Origin of the sequence: Agrobacterium albertimagni AOL15, from assembly GCF_000300855.1 — a bacterium.
Taxonomy (GTDB): domain Bacteria; phylum Pseudomonadota; class Alphaproteobacteria; order Rhizobiales; family Rhizobiaceae; genus Allorhizobium; species Allorhizobium albertimagni.
Genome location: NZ_ALJF01000004.1, coordinates 303883 through 322665 on the forward strand (window position 1 = coordinate 303883; position 18783 = coordinate 322665).

The 18783-nt window shown below is 61.0% G+C and carries 20 protein-coding genes and 1 tRNA gene; 12 read left to right on the forward strand and 9 right to left on the reverse strand.

The features are described from left to right. Nucleotides 1-57: 57 nt before the first annotated feature. The 5 genes from rpsO to QWE_RS06315 all read left to right on the forward strand — a co-directional run bounded on the left by rpsO (nucleotide 58) and on the right by QWE_RS06315 (nucleotide 5492). Nucleotides 58-327, forward strand: a complete 270-nt coding sequence (gene rpsO, locus QWE_RS06295) for a 30S ribosomal protein S15 (protein ID WP_006725260.1) — start codon at nucleotides 58-60, stop codon at nucleotides 325-327. A gap of 316 nt (nucleotides 328-643) precedes the next feature. Then, entirely contained in the window at nucleotides 644-2788 is a 2145-nt protein-coding gene (pnp, locus tag QWE_RS06300; RefSeq protein WP_006725261.1) for a polyribonucleotide nucleotidyltransferase, read from the forward strand. A gap of 76 nt (nucleotides 2789-2864) precedes the next feature. Next, a complete protein-coding gene (locus QWE_RS06305) occupies nucleotides 2865-3881 on the forward strand; it encodes a class I SAM-dependent methyltransferase (RefSeq protein WP_006725262.1) in 1017 nt (338 codons plus the stop codon). 116 nt (nucleotides 3882-3997) lie between these two features. Continuing rightward, complete coding sequence (locus QWE_RS06310; RefSeq protein WP_006725263.1) at nucleotides 3998-5020, forward strand: helix-turn-helix domain-containing protein; 1023 nt, start codon at nucleotides 3998-4000, stop codon at nucleotides 5018-5020. A gap of 208 nt (nucleotides 5021-5228) precedes the next feature. Next, nucleotides 5229-5492, forward strand: a complete 264-nt coding sequence (locus tag QWE_RS06315; RefSeq protein WP_006725264.1) for a LuxR C-terminal-related transcriptional regulator — start codon at nucleotides 5229-5231, stop codon at nucleotides 5490-5492. Between the two features lie 86 nt (nucleotides 5493-5578). Here the strand turns inward: QWE_RS06315 and fabB are convergent, their stop codons facing one another. Both fabB and fabA read right to left on the reverse strand, forming a co-directional pair. Further along, nucleotides 5579-6802, reverse strand: a complete 1224-nt coding sequence (fabB, locus tag QWE_RS06320) for a beta-ketoacyl-ACP synthase I (protein WP_006725265.1) — start codon at nucleotides 6800-6802, stop codon at nucleotides 5579-5581. Nucleotides 6803-6846: 44 nt separating this feature from the next. Continuing rightward, the gene (gene fabA / locus QWE_RS06325; protein WP_006725266.1) at nucleotides 6847-7362 is read right to left on the reverse strand and encodes a 3-hydroxyacyl-[acyl-carrier-protein] dehydratase FabA; all 516 of its coding nucleotides are present in this window, start codon (nucleotides 7360-7362) and stop codon (nucleotides 6847-6849) included. A 303-nt stretch (nucleotides 7363-7665) separates the two neighbouring features. On the opposite strand from fabA, the gene irrA reads away from it, so the two are divergent. Then, nucleotides 7666-8082 carry an iron response transcriptional regulator IrrA gene (irrA, locus tag QWE_RS06330; RefSeq protein ID WP_006725267.1) on the forward strand — a complete coding sequence of 139 codons (417 nt, stop codon included), beginning with the start codon at nucleotides 7666-7668 and terminating at the stop codon, nucleotides 8080-8082. 19 nt (nucleotides 8083-8101) lie between these two features. On the opposite strand, the gene QWE_RS06335 is transcribed toward irrA, so the two are convergent. After that, nucleotides 8102-8737, reverse strand: coding sequence for a trimeric intracellular cation channel family protein (locus QWE_RS06335; RefSeq protein ID WP_006725268.1), 636 nt, complete (start codon nucleotides 8735-8737; stop codon nucleotides 8102-8104). 176 nt (nucleotides 8738-8913) lie between these two features. Here QWE_RS06335 and QWE_RS06340 point away from each other — a divergent pair, with 176 nt between their 5' ends. Further along, a complete protein-coding gene (locus tag QWE_RS06340; protein ID WP_052018087.1) occupies nucleotides 8914-9336 on the forward strand; it encodes a hypothetical protein in 423 nt (140 codons plus the stop codon). 3 nt (nucleotides 9337-9339) lie between these two features. Here QWE_RS06340 and QWE_RS06345 read toward each other — a convergent pair whose 3' ends face one another. Then, nucleotides 9340-10131: a YdcF family protein gene (locus tag QWE_RS06345; RefSeq protein WP_006725270.1), complete on the reverse strand. Its 792-nt coding sequence runs from the start codon at nucleotides 10129-10131 to the stop codon at nucleotides 9340-9342. A gap of 139 nt (nucleotides 10132-10270) precedes the next feature. Here QWE_RS06345 and QWE_RS06350 point away from each other — a divergent pair, with 139 nt between their 5' ends. Continuing rightward, a complete protein-coding gene (locus QWE_RS06350) occupies nucleotides 10271-10468 on the forward strand; it encodes a hypothetical protein (protein WP_006725271.1) in 198 nt (65 codons plus the stop codon). An 87-nt stretch (nucleotides 10469-10555) separates the two neighbouring features. On the opposite strand, the gene QWE_RS06355 is transcribed toward QWE_RS06350, so the two are convergent. After that, nucleotides 10556-10631, reverse strand: a tRNA-Ala gene (locus tag QWE_RS06355). 155 nt (nucleotides 10632-10786) lie between these two features. Further along, nucleotides 10787-11173, reverse strand: a complete 387-nt coding sequence (locus QWE_RS06360) for a TIGR02300 family protein (protein WP_006725272.1) — start codon at nucleotides 11171-11173, stop codon at nucleotides 10787-10789. A 193-nt stretch (nucleotides 11174-11366) separates the two neighbouring features. On the opposite strand from QWE_RS06360, the gene cmk reads away from it, so the two are divergent. After that, entirely contained in the window at nucleotides 11367-12020 is a 654-nt protein-coding gene (cmk, locus tag QWE_RS06365; RefSeq protein ID WP_040299665.1) for a (d)CMP kinase, read from the forward strand. 152 nt (nucleotides 12021-12172) lie between these two features. Further along, entirely contained in the window at nucleotides 12173-13876 is a 1704-nt protein-coding gene (gene rpsA / locus QWE_RS06370; protein ID WP_006725274.1) for a 30S ribosomal protein S1, read from the forward strand. A gap of 69 nt (nucleotides 13877-13945) precedes the next feature. Here rpsA and QWE_RS06375 read toward each other — a convergent pair whose 3' ends face one another. Next, on the reverse strand, nucleotides 13946-15643 hold the full coding sequence (locus tag QWE_RS06375; protein ID WP_006725275.1) for a hypothetical protein: 1698 nt from the start codon (nucleotides 15641-15643) through the stop codon (nucleotides 13946-13948). Nucleotides 15644-15861: 218 nt separating this feature from the next. Between QWE_RS06375 and QWE_RS06380 the strand changes: the two genes are divergently transcribed. Beyond that, the gene (locus QWE_RS06380; RefSeq protein WP_040299667.1) at nucleotides 15862-17259 is read left to right on the forward strand and encodes a nicotinate phosphoribosyltransferase; all 1398 of its coding nucleotides are present in this window, start codon (nucleotides 15862-15864) and stop codon (nucleotides 17257-17259) included. 1 nt (nucleotide 17260) lies between these two features. On the opposite strand, the gene QWE_RS06385 is transcribed toward QWE_RS06380, so the two are convergent. Then, nucleotides 17261-17512, reverse strand: coding sequence for a hypothetical protein (locus QWE_RS06385; RefSeq protein ID WP_006725277.1), 252 nt, complete (start codon nucleotides 17510-17512; stop codon nucleotides 17261-17263). A gap of 154 nt (nucleotides 17513-17666) precedes the next feature. Here QWE_RS06385 and QWE_RS06390 point away from each other — a divergent pair, with 154 nt between their 5' ends. Then, on the forward strand, nucleotides 17667-17882 hold the full coding sequence (locus QWE_RS06390) for a hypothetical protein (RefSeq protein WP_006725278.1): 216 nt from the start codon (nucleotides 17667-17669) through the stop codon (nucleotides 17880-17882). 122 nt (nucleotides 17883-18004) lie between these two features. Here QWE_RS06390 and QWE_RS06395 read toward each other — a convergent pair whose 3' ends face one another. Beyond that, complete coding sequence (locus tag QWE_RS06395; protein ID WP_006725279.1) at nucleotides 18005-18628, reverse strand: ribonuclease D; 624 nt, start codon at nucleotides 18626-18628, stop codon at nucleotides 18005-18007. Nucleotides 18629-18783 lie beyond the last annotated feature (155 nt).

Here is an 18783-nt window from a genome sequence, read left to right on the forward strand (position 1 = left end):
TGGACGACATCCCGGCGTTTGGCGACCTGTTTCTCCTTATTCTAGAAAGGATTCACGATGTCGATCACTGCAGAGCGCAAGGCCGCCCTCATCAAGGAATACGCAATCAAGGAGGGCGACACCGGTTCTCCGGAAGTTCAGGTCGCGATCCTGACCGAGCGTATCACCAACCTGACGGAACACTTCAAGGGTCACAAGAAGGACAACCACTCGCGTCGTGGCCTTCTGACCATGGTTTCGACCCGCCGTTCGCTTCTCGACTATGTCAAGAAGCAGGATGAGGCTCGTTACACGACCCTGATCACGCGCCTCGGCATCCGCCGCTAACGACTTCCCGGCGGACCTTCTTCAAGAAGGTCCGCCGGTTGCCTTTCCGGGTCAGGCTACAAGACCCGCGACCGGTTCCGCGCGAAGACCGCCCGGAACGAACGACAGGCCGGATGGGCCGGATCTGTCAACGACAACCGATGACCTGTCATGGGGCAGGATTGTTGGATGCTTCCGCATCCCGAGGGGTGCATATGCCGGCCACGGCCGTTTCCGAAGCCTCCCACTGTCTTGCCCGTGATTGCGTCAGCACATTGCAGACCAAACGCCCCCTGCCCATTCGGCAGGACGAGGGTCCGCATATGAAGGACAAGATATGTTTGATGTTCATAGCGTCGAAATCGAGTGGGCAGGCCGCCCGCTGAAGCTGGAAACGGGCAAGATCGCCCGCCAGGCTGACGGTGCCGTTCTCGCCACTTATGGCGAGACCGTCGTTCTCGCCACCGTCGTTTCGGCCAAGTCGGCCAAGCCGGGTCAGGACTTCTTCCCGCTCACCGTCAATTACCAGGAAAAGACCTATGCCGCCGGCAAGATCCCGGGCGGCTACTTCAAGCGCGAAGGTCGTCCGTCGGAGAAGGAAACGCTGGTTTCTCGCCTGATCGACCGTCCGATCCGCCCGCTCTTCCCGGAAGGCTACAAGAACGAAACCCAGGTTGTCGTCACCGTGGTCCAGCATGACCTCGAAAACGATCCGGACGTTCTGGCCATGGTTGCCGCTTCGGCAGCCCTCACCCTCTCCGGCGTACCTTTCATGGGTCCGGTTGGCGGCGCTCGCGTCGGCTATATCAACGGCGAATACGTTCTGAACCCGCATCTCGACGAGATGGACGAGTCGGTCCTCGATCTCGTCGTTGCCGGCACGCAGGACGCCGTCCTGATGGTCGAGTCGGAAGCCAAGGAACTCAACGAAGAGATCATGCTCGGCGCCGTCATGTTCGGCCACAAGGGCTTCCAGCCGGTCATCGACGCGATCATCAAGCTCGCTGAAGTGGCTGCCAAGGAGCCGCGCGAATTCGAACCGGAAGATCATTCCGCTCTCGAAGCCGAAATGCTCTCGATCGCCGAAACCGAACTGCGCGCTGCCTACAAGATCACCCAGAAGGCTGATCGCTATGCAGCCGTCGACGCCGTCAAGGCCAAGGTGAAGGCGCACTTCTTCCCGGAAGGCGAAGAGCCGAAGTACACCAATGAAGTCATCGGTGCCGTCTTCAAGCACCTGCAGGCGAAGATCGTTCGCTGGAACATCCTGGACACCAAGAGCCGCATCGACGGCCGCGACCTGTCCACCGTTCGCGCCATCGTGTCGGAAGTCGGCATCCTGCCGCGCACGCATGGTTCGGCCCTGTTCACCCGCGGCGAGACGCAGGCAATCGTTGTTGCCACGCTCGGCACCGGCGAAGACGAGCAGTATGTCGATAGCCTGACCGGCATGTACAAGGAACGCTTCCTGCTGCACTACAACTTCCCGCCCTACTCGGTCGGTGAAACGGGTCGCATGGGCTCTCCGGGCCGTCGCGAAATCGGTCACGGCAAGCTCGCATGGCGCGCTATCCGTCCGATGCTGCCGTCGGCTGAGCAGTTCCCCTACACGCTGCGCGTCGTCTCCGAGATCACCGAGTCGAACGGCTCGTCCTCGATGGCAACCGTCTGCGGTACCTCGCTTGCTCTGATGGACGCCGGCGTTCCGCTGGCCAAGCCGGTGGCCGGTATCGCCATGGGTCTGATCCTGGAAGGTGAGCGCTTCGCCGTTCTCTCCGACATCCTCGGTGACGAAGACCATCTCGGCGACATGGACTTCAAAGTTGCAGGTACTGCCGACGGCATCACCTCGCTGCAGATGGACATCAAGATCGCCGGTATCACCGAAGAGATCATGAAGGTCGCGCTTGCTCAGGCACAGGGCGGTCGCAAGCACATCCTCGGCGAAATGGCTAACGCCATCACCGAAGGTCGCTCGCAGCTCGGCGAATTCGCACCGCGCATCGAAGTGATGAACATTCCGGTCGACAAGATCCGTGAAGTCATCGGTTCGGGCGGCAAGGTCATCCGCGAAATCGTTGAAAAGACCGGCGCCAAGATCAACATCGAAGACGACGGCACCGTGAAGATCGCCTCCGCCTCCGGCAAGGAAATCGAAGCGGCCCGCAAGTGGATCCACTCGATCGTTGCCGAGCCGGAAGTCGGCGTGATCTACGAAGGTACTGTTGTGAAGACCGCCGACTTCGGCGCCTTCGTCAACTTCTTCGGTTCGCGTGACGGCCTCGTGCACATCTCGCAGCTGGCTTCCGAGCGCGTTGCCAAGACCTCTGACGTCGTCAAGGAAGGCGATAAGGTCTGGGTCAAGCTCATGGGCTTCGATGAGCGCGGCAAGGTCCGCCTGTCGATGAAGGTCGTCGATCAGACCACCGGCCAGGAAATCGTGGCCGAGAAGAAGAAGGAAGACGGCGAAGCCGCTGAATAAGCGGACGTCGTTCCCGATCCGAGGCGCGGGAGAATTTCCCGCGCCTTTTTTGTTCGCCGAGAAAGAAGACCGAGCCATGAGCCGCGAAACGCTGAAGACCCTGTTCCATCCCTTCGTCACGGAAACCGTCGCCCTTCCCGAAGCGGGAAGCCGTTACCTGTTTCTCGGAGCCGAGGCAGGATTTGCCAAGCCCGAGGGCTTCGCCGCAGAACTGACCGTGGTTCAGGATTTCCGCCCGGAATTCCGGCGCCTCGAAGCCAGCCACCTTCAACCGGTTCCGACAGCGGACGGCGAAGGCTATGACGGTGCCCTCATCCTCTGCGGCAAGCACAAGGGCGTCAACGAGGATCGCGTTGCCGAAGCGCTGAATCGGGTGAAGGCGGGCGGGATGATCCTGGTCGCAGGTGCCAAGGAGGACGGCATCCTGCCTCTGCGCAAACAGCTGGACCGGCTCGGCCTCGCACCGGAATCCATGCCGAAATACCATGGCGTCGTCGTCTGGTTCAGCGCGCCTCAAGATGCATCGGCAATCGTTTCGACGCTGTCCGCAAAGCCGGTGACGGTCGACGGACGCTTCGAGACACGCTCCGGTCTCTTTTCCCACGCCCATGCCGATGAAGGCTCGGAACTGCTCGCAAGCCGCCTGCCGACGAACTTCGACGGCAATGCAGCCGATTTCGGCGCAGGCTGGGGCTATCTCTCGGTCATGCTGGCCGACGCTGCGCCCCGCACCAATCGCATCGATCTATTCGAAGCGAGCCACGAGGCTCTGGAGCATGCCAAGCGCAATCTGGCGCGCAACTGCCCCGATCTGACGGCACGGTTCTTCTGGCAGGATCTCGGCAACGAGCCGCCGAAGGAGAAGTACGATCTCGTCATCATGAACCCGCCCTTCCATGAGGGCCACGCCGCCGAGCCGTCTATCGGTGCCGCGATGATCAAGGCAGCCGCGGATTCGCTGCGCGGCGGCGGTGACCTTCTGATGGTGGCAAATCGGGGTTTGCCCTATGAGCCCGTGCTGGCTGAGCATTTCAAGCAGTCTGGCGAAGTCTGCCGGAATGCGCGTTTCAAGGTCCTCTGGGCGAAGCGCTGACACAAAAGCGATCGTGATCGAGAGGGCGCGGACTTAGACTACGCGCCCCTCGACTCAGGGTCAGGCCTGCCTTAGCATCTGGCGCCAACAGCTTCACTTCTGGCGCCAGCGGTCACATGCCTTCTCGGAATCTCACCGATGAATTGACCACCGTGGCCGGCCTCGCTTCAGCGGTGGTCGAGCATGCCCAGTCCTATGGCATCGACATAAAGCCCATTTGCAAGGCGCTGGAGATCGATCCGCAGATTTTCCAGAGCTTGACTGCCCGCATCAGCCTTGATCGCCTGTGCAGGCTCCTGGAGACCTGCGCTCTCCTGTCCGACGACGAGGCATTCGGGCTCACAAGCATCACGCGTTATGAGGCGGGCTCGACCGGTCCATTCGGCTACGGCTTGATGGCGGCGCCGACAGGGCTGGATTTCGTCCAGTTTCTCGACGACCACATCCAGTATGTGACCCATACCAGCTATTCCAAGCTGACGCTCGACGAGCGCGGTGCGCATCTCGCCTGGACCTTTGCTCCCATCATCGTGAAACGCGATCAGTATGTCGACATGTCGGTCGGGCTTGTCATGCAACGGGCCCAAGCCTTTGCCACCAGCGACAGTATCGAAGTTCAACTGGAAAGACCGGCTCCCCGCAATCACAAGCCCTTCCGGCAATTGCTGTCGCGACGCGTGAGCTTCGGCGCACGCCTGAACTGCGTGCATTTTCCGCCCAGCTTCCTTCAGGCCTTAAACCCCACCGGTGACCGCAGGCTATTCGAACTGATGGATCTGCAATGTCGGAGCCTGAGACCGCCGACGCCGGAGAAAAGCGCTGATTTCCTGGAGCAGGTCCGTCGCTACCTGCTGCTGCACGTGTCGGATGACGATTATCCGCTCGCGGAGATCGCCCCCTATTTCGGCTTATCGGAAAGGACGTTCCAGCGCCGTTTGGCGGGCCACGGGACAAGTCTCAACGAGCTCAGGGATCACATCCGCAAGGAGGTCAGCTTCAATCTGTTGACCGAAAGTGAACTGCCGATCTCGGAAATCTGCTACAGGCTCGGCTATTCCGCGCCGAGCGCCTTCACGCGCTCCGTCACGCGATGGTTCGGCACCACGCCGACGGAAGTGCGCGAGCGGAAGTCTGCCTGATGGCCGCGGAAACTTGACAAGGGCGGCGCGATCCGCCCTAATTGAGGGATCAAAGCGCTTTCAGCGCTGAATTCCCCTTCTTTTAGCGTGTTCGGATAAGTGGTTGGCGTGCGATGTCAACGACGCCATTCCAGCAGAATGCTATGAGCGCCGCCTGACGACCTGATGGATATCAAGTCGACCTTTCTCCATTGCGGCAACGAAAATCATGAAAACCGATACCAAACGGGCAATCGGACGATCGCCTGCTGTTTCGATCCTCTCGGATCGCGAAATCCGCTGCCTGCAGCTCGTGGCTGAGGGCATGCGGTCGGACGAGGCTGCGAATGCGCTCGTGCTGTCACGGGAAGAGGTGAACCAGGCTCTGGTCAGTGCTCAAGAGAAGCTCGAAGCGAGCAATCTGATGCATGCGGTGAGCCTCGCCATGCTGATCGGCGTCATCGACCATACCGATCCTCATCAACCGAAGTAAGCCGAACTCCCACGGCTGGCGGACCACTTCGGATGAACGCCTGGCGCGGCAACGCGCCAGGCTTTTTTGTTTGGACGTCTAAAAGATCAGCCTTGATGGCGCTGGAATACCAGCGTGGCATTGGTACCGCCGAAGCCGAAGGAATTCGACAGCACGGTATCGATCTTGGCATTGTCGATGCGCTTGCGGACAACCGGCACGCCCTCGAATTCCGGATCGAGCTCGATGATGTGCGCACTTTCGCCGATGAAGCCGGCCTGCATCATCAGCAGGCCATAGATCGATTCCTGCACGCCGGCGGCACCCAGCGAGTGACCGGTCAGCGACTTGGTCGACTGGATGTGCGGGATCTTGTCGCCGAAAACTTCGCGGATCGCACCGATTTCCTTGCTATCACCCACCGGCGTCGAAGTGCCATGGGTGTTGATGTAATCGACATCGCCCTTCACGGTGGACAGCGCCTGACGCATGCAGCGGATCGCGCCTTCGCCCGAGGGAGCGACCATGTCGTAGCCGTCGGACGTCGCACCATAGCCGACGACTTCGGCATAGATCTTGGCGCCACGAGCCTTGGCATGCTCCAGCTCTTCGAGAACCAGAACGCCGGCGCCACCGGCGATGACGAAGCCGTCGCGCGAGACGTCGTAGGCACGCGAGGCGCTCGACGGCGTGTCGTTATACTTCGACGACATGGCGCCCATGGCGTCGAAGAGGCTGGACATGGTCCAGTCGAGATCTTCGTGGCCGCCGGCAAAGACCATGTCCTGCTTGCCCCACTGGATCATCTCGTAGGCATTGCCGATGCAATGCGCCGAGGTCGAGCAGGCGGACGAGATCGAGTAGTTGACGCCGTGCAGCTTGAACCAGGTGGCAAGCGTTGCGGACGCCGTCGACGACATGGCCTTCGGCACGGCGAAGGGGCCGATGCGCTTCGGGCTGTTGTTCTGGCGAACGATATCGGCGGCTTCGACGATCTGCTTGGTCGACGGACCGCCCGAACCCATGATGATGCCGACGCGCTCGTTCTGCTGATAGTCGGCCTCTTCCAGACCGGCGTCTGCGATCGCCTGCTTCATCGCCACGTGGTTCCAGGCACCACCCTGAGACAGGAAGCGCATGGCACGGCGGTCGACCAAGTCGGTCGGATCCAGATCGGGCTTGCCCCAGACCTGGCACTTGAAGCCGTGTTCGGCGAAATCGGGAGAAAAGGTGATGCCCGACTTGGCGTCACGCAGCGATGCCGTGACTTCGGCGGCATCGGCACCGATGGAGGACACGATGCCAAGACCTGTTACTACAACCCGTCTCATCTCTCAGACCTTCTTTATAAACTTCAGGTGCGGACAGGGCCGGTTCAGGCCGTCTTGTCCTTCGACAGACCGACGCGCAGGTCGGATGCCTGGTAGATAGTTTCGCCATCGGCCTTTAACCAGCCATCGGCCGTGCCGAGCACCAAGCGACCGCGCATGACGCGCTTGAAGTCGATCCCGTATTCGAGAAGTTTGGTCTCGGGGCGCACCATGCCCTTGAACTTCACTTCGCCCGTCGACAGCGCCATGCCGCGACCGGGCTCACCGAGCCAGCCGAGGAAGAAGCCGGTCAGCTGCCACATGCCATCGAGGCCAAGGCAGCCGGGCATGATGGGGTTGCCCTGGAAATGGCAAGGGAAATACCAATCATCGGGGCGCACGTCGTATTCCGCGCGGATATAGCCCTTGTCGAAGGCGCCACCGGTTTCGGAAATGTCGGTGATCCGGTGAACCATCAGCATGGGCGGCAGAGGAAGCTGCGCGTTGCCCTCGCCAAAGAGTTCACCGCGGCCGCAGGCGAGGATTTCGTCGTAGTTGTAGCTGGATTGTCTCGTAACCATTGTTCTTCTTCTTCCCCCCTCTGCTTCACATATCCGGGACCCATTAGAGCAAGACGGTGGCAAATTGAAGCCCCGCAGCCACTCGGCTGGTTCCATGAGGCCTTGCCGGCCTCATCCTCATATCATCGTCGCATACAGTAAGGAAAAGGGCATCACCAGACCCGAAGCGTCAAAAACCGCCCAACGGCAGGCGTCTCAAGGCTTCTCGCTACCGTTACTATTGAAAGAGCCTGATTTTGCAGCTATATCGACACTTGTGGATGCTTGTGCATGCTACGTAACGACTGGAGTGCGTCTTTGACGATGGCAACCTGCCAAACGGGTATCGAACTGAAACTGCGCCGCTCGGGCCTGCGCCCGACGAAGCAGCGCATTGCGCTGGCTGGCCTTCTGTTCGCCAAGGGTGACCGCCACCTGACCGTCGAAGAACTGCATGAAGAGGCGATATCCGCCGATTTCCCGGTCTCGCTTGCGACCGTTTACAACACACTGCACCAGTTCACCGAAGCGGGACTGATCCGCGTCCTCGCGGTCGAAAGCTCCAAGACCTATTTCGACACGAACGTGTCCGACCATCACCATTTCTTCGTCGAAGGCGAGAACAAGGTGCTGGATATCCCGGTCAACAACATCAGCATCGACAATCTGCCGCCACCGCCGGAAGGCATGGAAATCGCGCATGTCGACGTTGTGATCCGGCTGCGCCCCAAGCAGGGCTGAAACTCTCCCTCGCCTGCCCTCACATGACCTCATCCGGATGTCGGCCAGGCTTGTGCTTGTAGGTCGGAAACGTCCATCCAAAGTAGAGTGCGCCGCCGCGCAGCAGGAATGCCGCGATCGCCCCCAGGGCAGAGGCGACATAGAGCGGTGCGCCGAACTCGTGGGCACCCGTGAAAACCGCTGCCCCGACGAGGGCCGCCGTGATGTAGATCTCCGGCCGGAGCAGCACGGATGGCTCATTGGCCAGGAGATCGCGCAGAACACCGCCCAGACTTGCGGTCAGCGTGCCGGTCACGATCGCGATCGTCGGCGAGCCGGTCGCGGCCAGACCTTTTGCAGCACCCATCACGCAGTAGGCCGACAGCCCGATCGCATCGAGCCATATCAACAGGCGGTAGCGCGATTCGACCATGTGGGCGGTGAAGAAGACGACGACGCCGATTGCACAGCAGATCAGGATGTAATCGGGGTTGAGAACCCAGTAGACGGGCACGCGACCGAGCACGATGTCGCGGACCGTCCCGCCGCCGAGCCCGGTCACAACCGCAAAGAACAGGAAGCCGATCATGTCGAGCTGCTTTCGCGACGCTGCAAGCGCGCCGGTGGCAGCAAACAGGGCAATGCCCACATAGTCGAGATAAGACAGGAACGACATGGCTTCTTTCCTCGCTGGAGCCTCCGGTCCGGGCGAGATTTGCCGCACGCCGTTAAGGGTGAGGCAAGACGCAGCCGCTAGACTTCCCCTTCGTTCAGCACAGATTGCGATCCGGAGTCCAGACCGTGTCTTTCCTATTCCGCCTCCTCCTCGTTGTCGCGACCGGCATTTTCGCAATGCCCGCCTTCGCACAGCAGGAATTGCTGACCGATCCTGAGATCTACGAGAAGAATCACTATGCCAAGCGTTGCGATGTGGTGCAGTTTGGCGGCCGCTTCCTCGACCGGATCGACATCAACAATGACGGCCTCAAAGACGCGGTCACCAACAGCAGCGAAATCGTCTGCGACGGCGTGCGCGGTCCCGATTGCTCGGTGGAAGGATGCCCGTTCAACTTCTATCTTCAGGTGAAGGAAGGCGGCTACTTCATGATCGCCACCGCGCAGATGTATTCCTACGACTTCATCAAGCGCTTCGGTAACATGGTCTTCGTCTTGAAGATGCATCCCCGCTATTGCGAGCGGGAAGAGGGCCAGGAGCCCTGCGCCATGACGGTGCGCGTTCGCGGCACCAAATTCCTGACAATCTCGAAGAAGTGATGCTTACGGCGCAGGAAAGACGTCGTCGATCCTGCCGAGAATTCGATACGCGACGAGCCCCACCCATTCGCGAACGGCCGTCGACATCTGCTGCGCGTTGAGGGTCGGCTGCGTAAAGTCCAGAGCGACGGACAGATTGCCGGCGGTGCGGAAGTCGACCGGCCAGGGCGCAACCTCGACGCCTGCCTTCCGAAAGAGCCCGACGGAGCGCGGCATGTGGAAGGCAGACGTGATCAGCAGGCAAGGGCCCAGATCGCGCCCGGACAGAAGTTCGCGGCTGTTCTGGGCATTCTCGTCGGTGTTTCGGGATGCCGTCTCGGCAATCAGCCTGTCGCGCGGAATGTTGAAGGCCTCGAAGAAGCGGATCGAGGCTGCGGCATCGCCCTCATAGGCGCCGCTCAGGGACCCATCACCACCGGATACAAGGATGCTTGCCTCGGGATATCGCATAGCGAGGCGCAGCGCTTCGACGAAGCGATCCGCCGCCTGATTAAGATCCATACCTCCGCGGGCTGTCGTGACCTCGGTCTCAAAGGCACCGCCCAGCACGATCATGCAGGACACTTCTGAGGGATCGCCCGCCGGCCGGGGGAATCGCGCTTCCAGGCTTTGTAAAAGGACGGAGCCGAGCGTCGTGTAGAGGGTGAGGAACAGAATCAGAAGCGAGAGCGACAGGGCAGCCATGGCAGGACGAAGCCAGCGGAACCAGATCAGGGCCAGGGCAAGCACACCTAAGAGGAATACCAGAGAGAGCGGCTGGATCGCATTCCAGAACAGTTTCGAAACCACAAACACGCTGCAACTCTCCCAGCCCGACTACCCGCCACTCCTGAAGCCATCAGGCCCCAGGGAGGCCAGCTTCGCTCAAGGAGGCGTTACTAAACCCTCGTCCCACTGTCACCCATTTCGATTCTAAATTTTCCGGGAGGAAACCATGCGATTTGCCATCGACACCGTGGACGACTCCGGCAATGACCGCCTTTACATCGGCACGCCTGTGCATGTCAGTGACGACAAGCTGCACCTGAAGCTTCGCGACGGAGAGGTGAAGCTCGACATCCGCAAGATCATCGACTGGTTCCAGATCGATCTGTCGGAAAACGGCGAGCGTGTGGAGCTGTTTCAGCGTTGAGGCGCTGAACGCTCTCGATGCCTACGACTGACGTCTCAGGGCCGCGCCCAGGCGACGTGATCACTGAAAGAAATCTGCTAGGAATATTGGTGGAGCTAAGCGGGATCGAACCGCTGACCTCTTGCATGCCATGCAAGCGCTCTCCCAGCTGAGCTATAGCCCCATCAGGGTACCGGTTAATTTCCGGCTCCGGGAACCCGTTTGAAAGCACCGCTTCCGTCGGGGTGGCGGCTTGATACTTCCGGTAGTCGGAGATGGCAAGCCGAAAAATGAAAGCCCGGGCATTTTTTTAGGCCCGGGCTCGAAATGCTTGAAATATCAGACTTCGTCGTCGTCGCCGGTGACGCCGATCAGGCCGGTCATGTCATCATCGTCGTCGTCTTCGTCGGCTTCCAGGAAGGTGTCGTCGTCGTCGCCGTCGATCTCAACGTCGTCGTCGCCCATATCCGGGATGTCGTCGCCGCTGGCGGTCTCGTCAGCGTCTTCGAGCGAGACGAGCTCGACATCGGTGTTTTCGGTGTCGACTTCGGCGACTTCCTCTTCCTCAGCCTTTTCCATGATGGCTGCGACCGAGGTTTCCTCGAAATAGGAAAGCGGCCAGGACTTGTTCGTGTACGGCGACACGATCGGGTCCTTGTTCAGGTCGTAGAATTTCTTGCCGGTGTCGGGGCAAGTCCGTTTCGTTCCAAGTTCTGCCTTCGCCACTGTCAAAGCCTCATGAAGTCGTGAAGATTAAGGGCATGCGCCAAGCGCCCGGCGCGAGGCCGGCCAAACTGTAGTCGGTCCCCTTAATCGCTGATGTCCGTCCTGTCAAAGGCAATCTGCGGGGAGATTTTCGCAAGCGCCAACTCCCATGCGCCGCTTGGCAATGGCAGCCAAGATTTGTATCAGCGATGGCATGACTTTTACAGACAACGAGGGCCGGATGATCATCGCCATCGACGGACCGGCCGCAGCCGGCAAGGGAACGCTGTCGCGCCAGATCGCGGAGACCTACGGATTCCACCATCTCGACACGGGGCTCACCTATCGCGCGACTGCCAAGGCGCTTCTGGATGCCGGACTGCCGCTCGACGACGAGGCGGTGGCGGAGCGCATGGCGCTTGCCGTAGAGCTTGCCGGCCTCGACCGCGACGTGCTGTCCGCCCATGAAATCGGCGAGGCAGCCTCGAAGATTGCGGTCATGCCCGCCGTGCGCCGTGCTCTGGTCGAGGCCCAGCGCGCCTTTTCCAAACGGCTGCCCGGCACCGTGCTCGACGGTCGCGATATCGGCACCGTGGTCTGCCCGGATGCTCCGGTGAAACTCTATGTCACGGCGTCGCCTGAGGTTCGCGCCCGACGCCGCCATGACGAGATCCTGTCGAAGGGCGACAGCGCCGATTTCGACGCGATCTTCGCCGACGTGAAGAAGCGCGACGAGCGGGACATGGGACGGGCCGACAGCCCCTTGAAACCAGCTGATGACGCGCACTTGCTAGATACGTCCGAAATGAGTATAGAGGCCGCATTCTTGGCGGCGAAGGCTCTCGTCGACGCTGCCCTGACGAAATGAAGTGACCAGGTTTCGGACAAGCCGAAGCCTGAGGGCCGACATCCAGTCCCCGCGCCGGAATTGCTCTTCTAAAAGAGCGGATCGGTTGTTGGCCAAGATCAACACTAGCCCCCGGCGCTCACGCATCCAGATGGATGCGACCAGGAGATTTCATGTCTGTTTCTACCCCGTCGCGTGAGGACTTCGCAGCCCTCCTCGAAGAATCCTTTGCCAAGACCGATCTGGCAGAAGGCTATGTTGCCAAGGGCATCATCACGGCCATCGAGAAGGACGTGGCCATTGTTGACGTCGGCCTCAAGGTCGAAGGCCGTATCGCACTGAAGGAATTCGGTGCACGCGCCAAGGACGGCACGCTGAAGGTCGGCGACGAAGTCGAAGTTTACGTCGAGCGCATCGAAAACGCCCTCGGCGAAGCTGTTCTGTCGCGCGAGAAGGCTCGTCGCGAAGAAAGCTGGATCAAGCTCGAAGCCAAGTTCGAAGCTGGCGAGCGCGTTGAAGGCGTTATCTTCAACCAGGTCAAGGGCGGCTTCACGGTCGATCTCGACGGCGCTGTTGCCTTCCTTCCGCGTTCGCAGGTCGACATCCGTCCGATCCGCGACGTGACCCCGCTGATGCACAACCCGCAGCCCTTCGAAATCCTCAAGATGGACAAGCGTCGCGGCAACATCGTTGTCTCGCGTCGTACGGTTCTCGAAGAGTCGCGTGCCGAGCAGCGTTCTGAAATCGTTCAGAACCTCGAAGAAGGCCAGGTTGTTGACGGCGTCGTCAAGAACATCACCGATTACGGTGCGTTCGTTGACCTCGGCGGCATCGACGGCCTGCTGCACGTCACCGACATGGCATGGCGCCGCGTCAACCATCCTTCGGAAATCCTGTCCATCGGCCAGTCGGTCAAGGTTCAGATCATCCGTATCAACCAGGAAACCCACCGCATTTCGCTCGGCATGAAGCAGCTCGAGTCGGATCCGTGGGATGGCATTGCTGCCAAGTACCCGGTTGGCAAGAAGATCTCCGGTACCGTCACGAACATCACCGACTACGGTGCATTCGTCGAGCTGGAGCCGGGCATCGAAGGCCTCATCCACATCTCGGAAATGTCCTGGACGAAGAAGAACGTTCATCCCGGCAAGATCCTTTCGACCACGCAGGACGTCGACGTCGTCGTTCTCGAAGTCGATCCGTCGAAGCGCCGTATCTCGCTCGGTCTCAAGCAGACCCTCGAGAACCCGTGGCAGGCATTTGCCTTCAGCCATCCGGCCGGCACTGAAGTCGAAGGCGAAGTCAAGAACAAGACCGAATTCGGCCTGTTCATTGGCCTCGAAGGTGACGTTGACGGCATGGTTCACCTGTCGGATCTCGACTGGAACCGCCCGGGCGAGCAGGTCATCGAAGAGTTCAACAAGGGTGACGTCGTCAAGGCCGTCGTTCTGGACGTTGACGTCGAGAAGGAGCGTATCTCGCTCGGCATCAAGCAGCTCGGCAAGGATGCTGTCGGCGACGCCGCTGCTTCCGGCGACCTGCGCAAGAACGCTGTCGTTTCCTGCGAAGTCATCGGCATCAACGATGGCGGCGTCGAAGTGAAGCTGGTCAACCACGAGGACATCACGTCCTTCATCCGCCGCAACGACCTGGCCCGCGATCGTGACGATCAGCGTCCGGAGCGTTTCTCGGTCGGTCAGGTGTTCGACGCCCGCGTCACGAACTTCTCCAAGAAGGACCGCAAGGTCATGCTGTCGATCAAGGCTCTCGAGATCGCAGAAGAGAAGGAAGCCGTCGCTCAGTTCGGTTCGTCCGACTCCGGCGCTTCGCTCGGCGACATCCTGGGTGCAGCCCTGAAGAACCGCAACAACGACTAATCCTCGCTGTTGGCTGAAGATAAAGAACCCGCCGGGAGCGATCCTGGCGGGTTTTTTCGATCTTGAATATCAGGTGAGGCCGGCCATACGCAGGTAGAGCTCATGCGCGGGCTCGGGCGGAAGCGGCAAGGCCGTCCCGGAGGGTGCCGGTAGGGCGTGCGGCTCCGCAACCATGCTCTCCGGCGCATACGGCTCCGAAGGCCCATCGGCAGGGTGCCCGTGTTCAGCCATCATGGCATCTGCATCCTCGTCGGCGGCTTCTGCGAGGTCATCTTCGTTTCCGTCCGCCTCGGCATCCCGGCTGCCGGACTCCTCCTCTTCCTTCTCCTCGACGTGTTCGACGTCGAATTCGTCTTCCAGTTGGTAGGGAATGAAGGGCAAGGGCACGCCTTCCCGGCCGATCGGAAACCGCGCCAGCGCCTGTTCCGAAAGCGGGATTACGCCCGGCAACGGCCGCTCCTCTGCCGCTTCCTTCAAGGCTGCCTCCGGCATCCGCGCAAGACGCTCGGCTGAATCGCTTGCTTCGTCCCGTGACATGCGCTGCGCGGCAGACGTCTCCGTCAGCGGCGTGTCGGTTGGAGGAAGGAAGGCGGGGCGGGCTGAGGTTTGCGGCTCGGTCGAAAGGCTCTTCAGCTGCAGGAGTGTCCGGACGAAATCCGACTCGAACAGTTCGGCGAGCCAGCCCCCCGGAATCGACGGTGCGGACCTCGCCTGCCCCTGCACGGCAGTCGCCGACATGGCTATGGCGGCAGCGGGCGACGACGCCGGTCGATCCGGGGAGCCGGCGCCAGCGGAGGCTCGTTCCTCCGGCTGTCTGGCGACCTCGCTTGCAGATGTGGGGAGCCTTTGGCCGCCTTCGGCTGGCATGGAGGGGCGGTCGGAGGGTGACGGCTGCAGGCCGCCGGAAGGTGCTGCTCTGCTCGTCTGCGGTTCTGGCGTGGCCTTCTGAGGCGCCTGGCTCGTGCCCATCGCTGCTTTCGGACTTTCGGGACTACCGGCTACGAGACCCGGGCCAGCCAGGGAGCTGGATGGCGATCTCGTTGTCGCTCGGGCGGAGAGCGCCAAATTCATGCCCGAGCGCTGGGGCGGCTCCGCATTCTCAGTGCGGACATCGGCCTTGCCACCGGACTGAGGAGCTGGGGTGCTCAAAGTTCGGTTTTGTTCAGCCGCAGGCTGTGCAGGGCGCGGGGCATCGCTCGGCGCACGGCCGACATCGTTTGCAGCCGAGGGACGGCTAACGCTCTGAGCAGTCGAGCGAGCCTCACCGGCCGCCTCTCGATAGGATGAGATGACCGAGCGCGTCGCTCCGTCCCTGTCAGTCTGGCGATAGAGTTCGAGATAGAGGGCCAGGGTTGCGCGCTCCGGGCCCGATGGGCTGGCCATCGCCGCCAGCAGGGTGCGCAACTGCAGCCCGGCAAACGACTGGGTCAGGAGCTTCTGCAGCTTCAGGCGATCGACAGCTGGCAGCGCGGCAATCCCTTCAATCAATCGGCCCATGTAGTCGCCCAGCGTCTCGTCGCTGCGCCGCTCGATCTTCAAGGCGGCGCCGAGCACGTCTGCCAGAACCGCGAGGTTCTGGGACATGCGCTCCGGACCCGACAGGAGCATGATGTTTAGCTGCCCCGCGATCGCGGAATTCTGGTTGATGGCCGTTGTCGTTGGCGGTGGGGCAAGCATCTGGGCGCGGGAGCCGGCAGGCTGTTCCGGTCGCGGCTTCGCCTCGGTCGCAGTGTAGGACGCAGGGGACGCAAGGACTGGAGGAAGCATGGCAACCTCTCCGGTTCTAGTGCCTCGGTACAAGAGCTTCGGGCCGCGCCTGGTGCCTTGCTGCGGCTGGCGATCCCGGTCTTCAATCCTTGCCTGATTTGGTTAATGAAACACTAAGACGCAATCTCGGCGCGCGACACCAGCCTCGCGCATTGATTGGCGTGCATGATGGAGGTGGCGGCGTATTGTCGCCGATTCGATCCAACACGGACGCAGGCATGACACGCAATCTCCTCCTGAACACCGACAGCTACAAGCTTGGCGTCTTTCTGCAATATCCGAAGGACACGCGGGCGGTCAGCGCCTTCGTCACCACGCGGGGCAACTCCTTCCGTCCCGAGGTGATGTTCTTCGGCCTGCAGATGTTCCTGAAGGACTATCTGTCGACGCCGATCACCCGTGGCGACATCGAGGAAGCCGAAGAGATTGCGCGAGCCCATGGCCAGCCGTTCGACCGCAAGGGCTGGGAGCATATCCTGAATGCACATGGCGGCATGTTGCCCCTGCGCATCGAGGCACTGCCCGAAGGCGCCGCGATCCGTCGCGGCGTGCCCGTGATGCAGGTGGTCAATACCGATCCTCTCGTGCCGTGGCTCACCTCTTATATGGAGACCGCCCTGCTTCGCGCCGTGTGGTATCCGTCCACGGTCGCGACGACCGCCTGGCGCCTCAGGATGGCGATACAGCCCTTTCTGGACAGGACGACTGATGATCCAGCCGAGCTGCAACCGAGCCGGATCAGCGACTATGGTTGCCGCAGCACGTCCAGCGTCGAACAGGCAGCGATCGGTGGGGCAGCCCATCTCGTGCACTTCCACAGCTCCGATTCGCTTCCCGCCATTCTGCAGGCGCGTCGCTTCTACAAGGCCTCAATGGCGGCCTATTCCATACCGGCAGCTGAACACGGAACGATCATTGCCTGGGGCCAGGACCATGAGACGGAAGCCTATTCCAATTTGATCGACAATTTCGCGAGCTTCGGCGGCTATTCCGTCGTCTCGGACAGCTTCGACCTGCACAATGCGGTCTCCGAGATCTGGGGCAAGAAGCTGCAGACAAAGGTGCGCGCCGCCGGCGGCGTTCTCGTGGTGCGGCCGGACAGCGGCGATCCGATCGACACACCGGTGCAGGTCGTGGCCCAACTCGCCTACGCCTTCGGCACGCGGCTGAACGGCAAGGGTTTCAAGGTGCTCGACGGCAATGTCCGGGTGATCCAGTCGGACGGGGTTTCGATCCAGGACATCCAGATGATCCTCGGCCGGCTCGAAGGCATGGGCTTTTCTGCCGAAAACATTTCCTTCGGCATGGGATCTGGCCTGCTGCACAAGATCAACAGGGACACGATGTCCTTTACCATGCGCACCAGCGCCGTGCAGGACGATGCGGGCCAGTGGCGACCGGTCGTGCGCCGCCCGTCCAATCCTCAGGAGAAGGTATCGATGGCCGGCCGTGTGGCTGCGATCGCCGATGGCCTAGACATCATGCCGATCCCGCTGGAAGACCTTGGAAACCGTCCCAACCTGTTGCAGCCGGTCTGGCAGAACGGGGAACTCCTGGTGGACTGGAGCCTGGACGAGATCCGGGCCAGGGCCACGGCTGCCAGCCTGCCACGCTAGCTCAATCGACGAGACGCATGAACCGGGGATAGAGGCCCGCTTCATCCGAGGGCACAGGGACACGCTCGCCCAAGGCTTCGTCGGAGCGGCTACGCTCGTCGACAATGAATGCGTCTAGCCAATTGGCAGGCGCATAACGGGGGCCCTGGTCTTCATTATCGGCTAGTTCCGCAGGCGCTTCGATCAGATCGAGGTCATAGCTGGATGAATTACGCGATACAGAGTCGAGGAGTATGCTGGCTGCTTCCGTCATGGTCGCCTGATCAACGCCTTATGTGCGAACGAGCAACTTGAAAGGCTCGCCGCGTTACCGATGTCTATGGGGCGATGATGCGAAGTCTCGGTTAACGAACCCTTGGCGAAATGCGCAGCGTTCCCCTCAAATCTCATAGATGAGAAATTCAGTCATGAGCTTCAGACCACCAGCCTCTCTGCTTTCGTCGTCGCTTGGCGACAGCGTCACGCCGCTCGATCTGGAACTGGCCGGCGAAAAGGCAGATGCCTTGGGGCGAGCGGGCCGAAAGGCTGAAGAGGCTCTTCAGAAGCTGGCAAACGCGCGCGGCGTGGACAACGCCCCGATCGACGCCTTACTCCATGCCGCAGCCGACGCGGTGTTCGGGTAGATGGTGCAAAGGGAACTATGTGGCATGCGAATCCAGGGCGACATGATCCGACGGTATGCAATTCCGGCTGACGTCATGTCCCGGGTCGGCACTGTCGGGCGCGACTGAGGCCGCCAGAAACTTCAGCTGTGCGCGAAGATATCGGTTTCTTCCCAGCCGAGGAGATCAAGCTTGGAGCGGGTGGGAAGGAATTCGAAGCAAGCTTTGGCATGTTCCATCCGGTCGTCGCGCAACAGGCGCTGCATGAGCTTGTCGCGCAGGGCATGTAGATGAAGGACATCGGAGGCCGCATATTCCAGCTGGGCCTGGCTCAGGGTCTCGGCTGCCCAATCAGACGATTGCTGCGCCTTGGAGATATCGACTTCGAGCATCTCCTTGAGATTGTCCTTGAGACCGTGCCGATCGGTATAGGTTCGGGTCAAACGGGAGGCGATTTTGGTGCAGAAGACATTGGCCGTGGTCACACCGAAGGTGTGAAAGAGGACCGCAATGTCGAAGCGGCCATAGTGGAAAATCTTCTGACGGGCCGGGTCCGCAAGCATCGCCACGAGGTTGGGCGCTTCCTTTTGGTTCTTGGCGATCCGAATCACGTCGGCAGTTCCGTCACCGAAAGAAAGCTGGACGACGCAGAGACGATCGCGGCGCGGGACGAGGCCGAGGGTTTCCGTATCGATCGCGATGGCGTCGACATAGCGGCTAGCGGCCTCGGACGAAATGTCCCCCTCGTGATAGCGGATCGTCGTCATCGGTTGCTCCAGAAGTCTGATGTTGTCCCTGCCCGCTATAGCCCAAAGCACATCCGCGCACCATCCCGCGCCGGGCCGGGCCGCCCAAGGCGGTCACAGCCTTGTGATAGATGCATGAGAAACTGCTAAGCAGGATAGCGATTTGCTCAATTGCT

Coding starts and splice junctions, on each gene's coding strand:
- fabA (WP_006725266.1), bottom strand. CDS start 7,362: ATGGTTACGAGACAATCCAGCTACAACTACGACGAAATCCTCGCCTGC.
- QWE_RS06305 (WP_006725262.1), top strand. CDS start 2,865: ATGAGCCGCGAAACGCTGAAGACCCTGTTCCATCCCTTCGTCACGGAA.
- pnp (WP_006725261.1), top strand. CDS start 644: ATGTTTGATGTTCATAGCGTCGAAATCGAGTGGGCAGGCCGCCCGCTG.
- QWE_RS06315 (WP_006725264.1), top strand. CDS start 5,229: ATGAAAACCGATACCAAACGGGCAATCGGACGATCGCCTGCTGTTTCG.
- QWE_RS06375 (WP_006725275.1), bottom strand. CDS start 15,643: ATGCTTCCTCCAGTCCTTGCGTCCCCTGCGTCCTACACTGCGACCGAG.
- QWE_RS06340 (WP_052018087.1), top strand. CDS start 8,914: ATGCCCGCCTTCGCACAGCAGGAATTGCTGACCGATCCTGAGATCTAC.
- irrA (WP_006725267.1), top strand. CDS start 7,666: ATGGCAACCTGCCAAACGGGTATCGAACTGAAACTGCGCCGCTCGGGC.
- QWE_RS06380 (WP_040299667.1), top strand. CDS start 15,862: ATGACACGCAATCTCCTCCTGAACACCGACAGCTACAAGCTTGGCGTC.
- cmk (WP_040299665.1), top strand. CDS start 11,367: ATGACTTTTACAGACAACGAGGGCCGGATGATCATCGCCATCGACGGA.
- QWE_RS06310 (WP_006725263.1), top strand. CDS start 3,998: ATGCCTTCTCGGAATCTCACCGATGAATTGACCACCGTGGCCGGCCTC.
- QWE_RS06390 (WP_006725278.1), top strand. CDS start 17,667: ATGAGCTTCAGACCACCAGCCTCTCTGCTTTCGTCGTCGCTTGGCGAC.
- QWE_RS06350 (WP_006725271.1), top strand. CDS start 10,271: ATGCGATTTGCCATCGACACCGTGGACGACTCCGGCAATGACCGCCTT.
- QWE_RS06335 (WP_006725268.1), bottom strand. CDS start 8,737: ATGTCGTTCCTGTCTTATCTCGACTATGTGGGCATTGCCCTGTTTGCT.
- QWE_RS06395 (WP_006725279.1), bottom strand. CDS start 18,628: ATGACGACGATCCGCTATCACGAGGGGGACATTTCGTCCGAGGCCGCT.
- rpsA (WP_006725274.1), top strand. CDS start 12,173: ATGTCTGTTTCTACCCCGTCGCGTGAGGACTTCGCAGCCCTCCTCGAA.
- fabB (WP_006725265.1), bottom strand. CDS start 6,802: ATGAGACGGGTTGTAGTAACAGGTCTTGGCATCGTGTCCTCCATCGGT.
- rpsO (WP_006725260.1), top strand. CDS start 58: ATGTCGATCACTGCAGAGCGCAAGGCCGCCCTCATCAAGGAATACGCA.
- QWE_RS06385 (WP_006725277.1), bottom strand. CDS start 17,512: ATGACGGAAGCAGCCAGCATACTCCTCGACTCTGTATCGCGTAATTCA.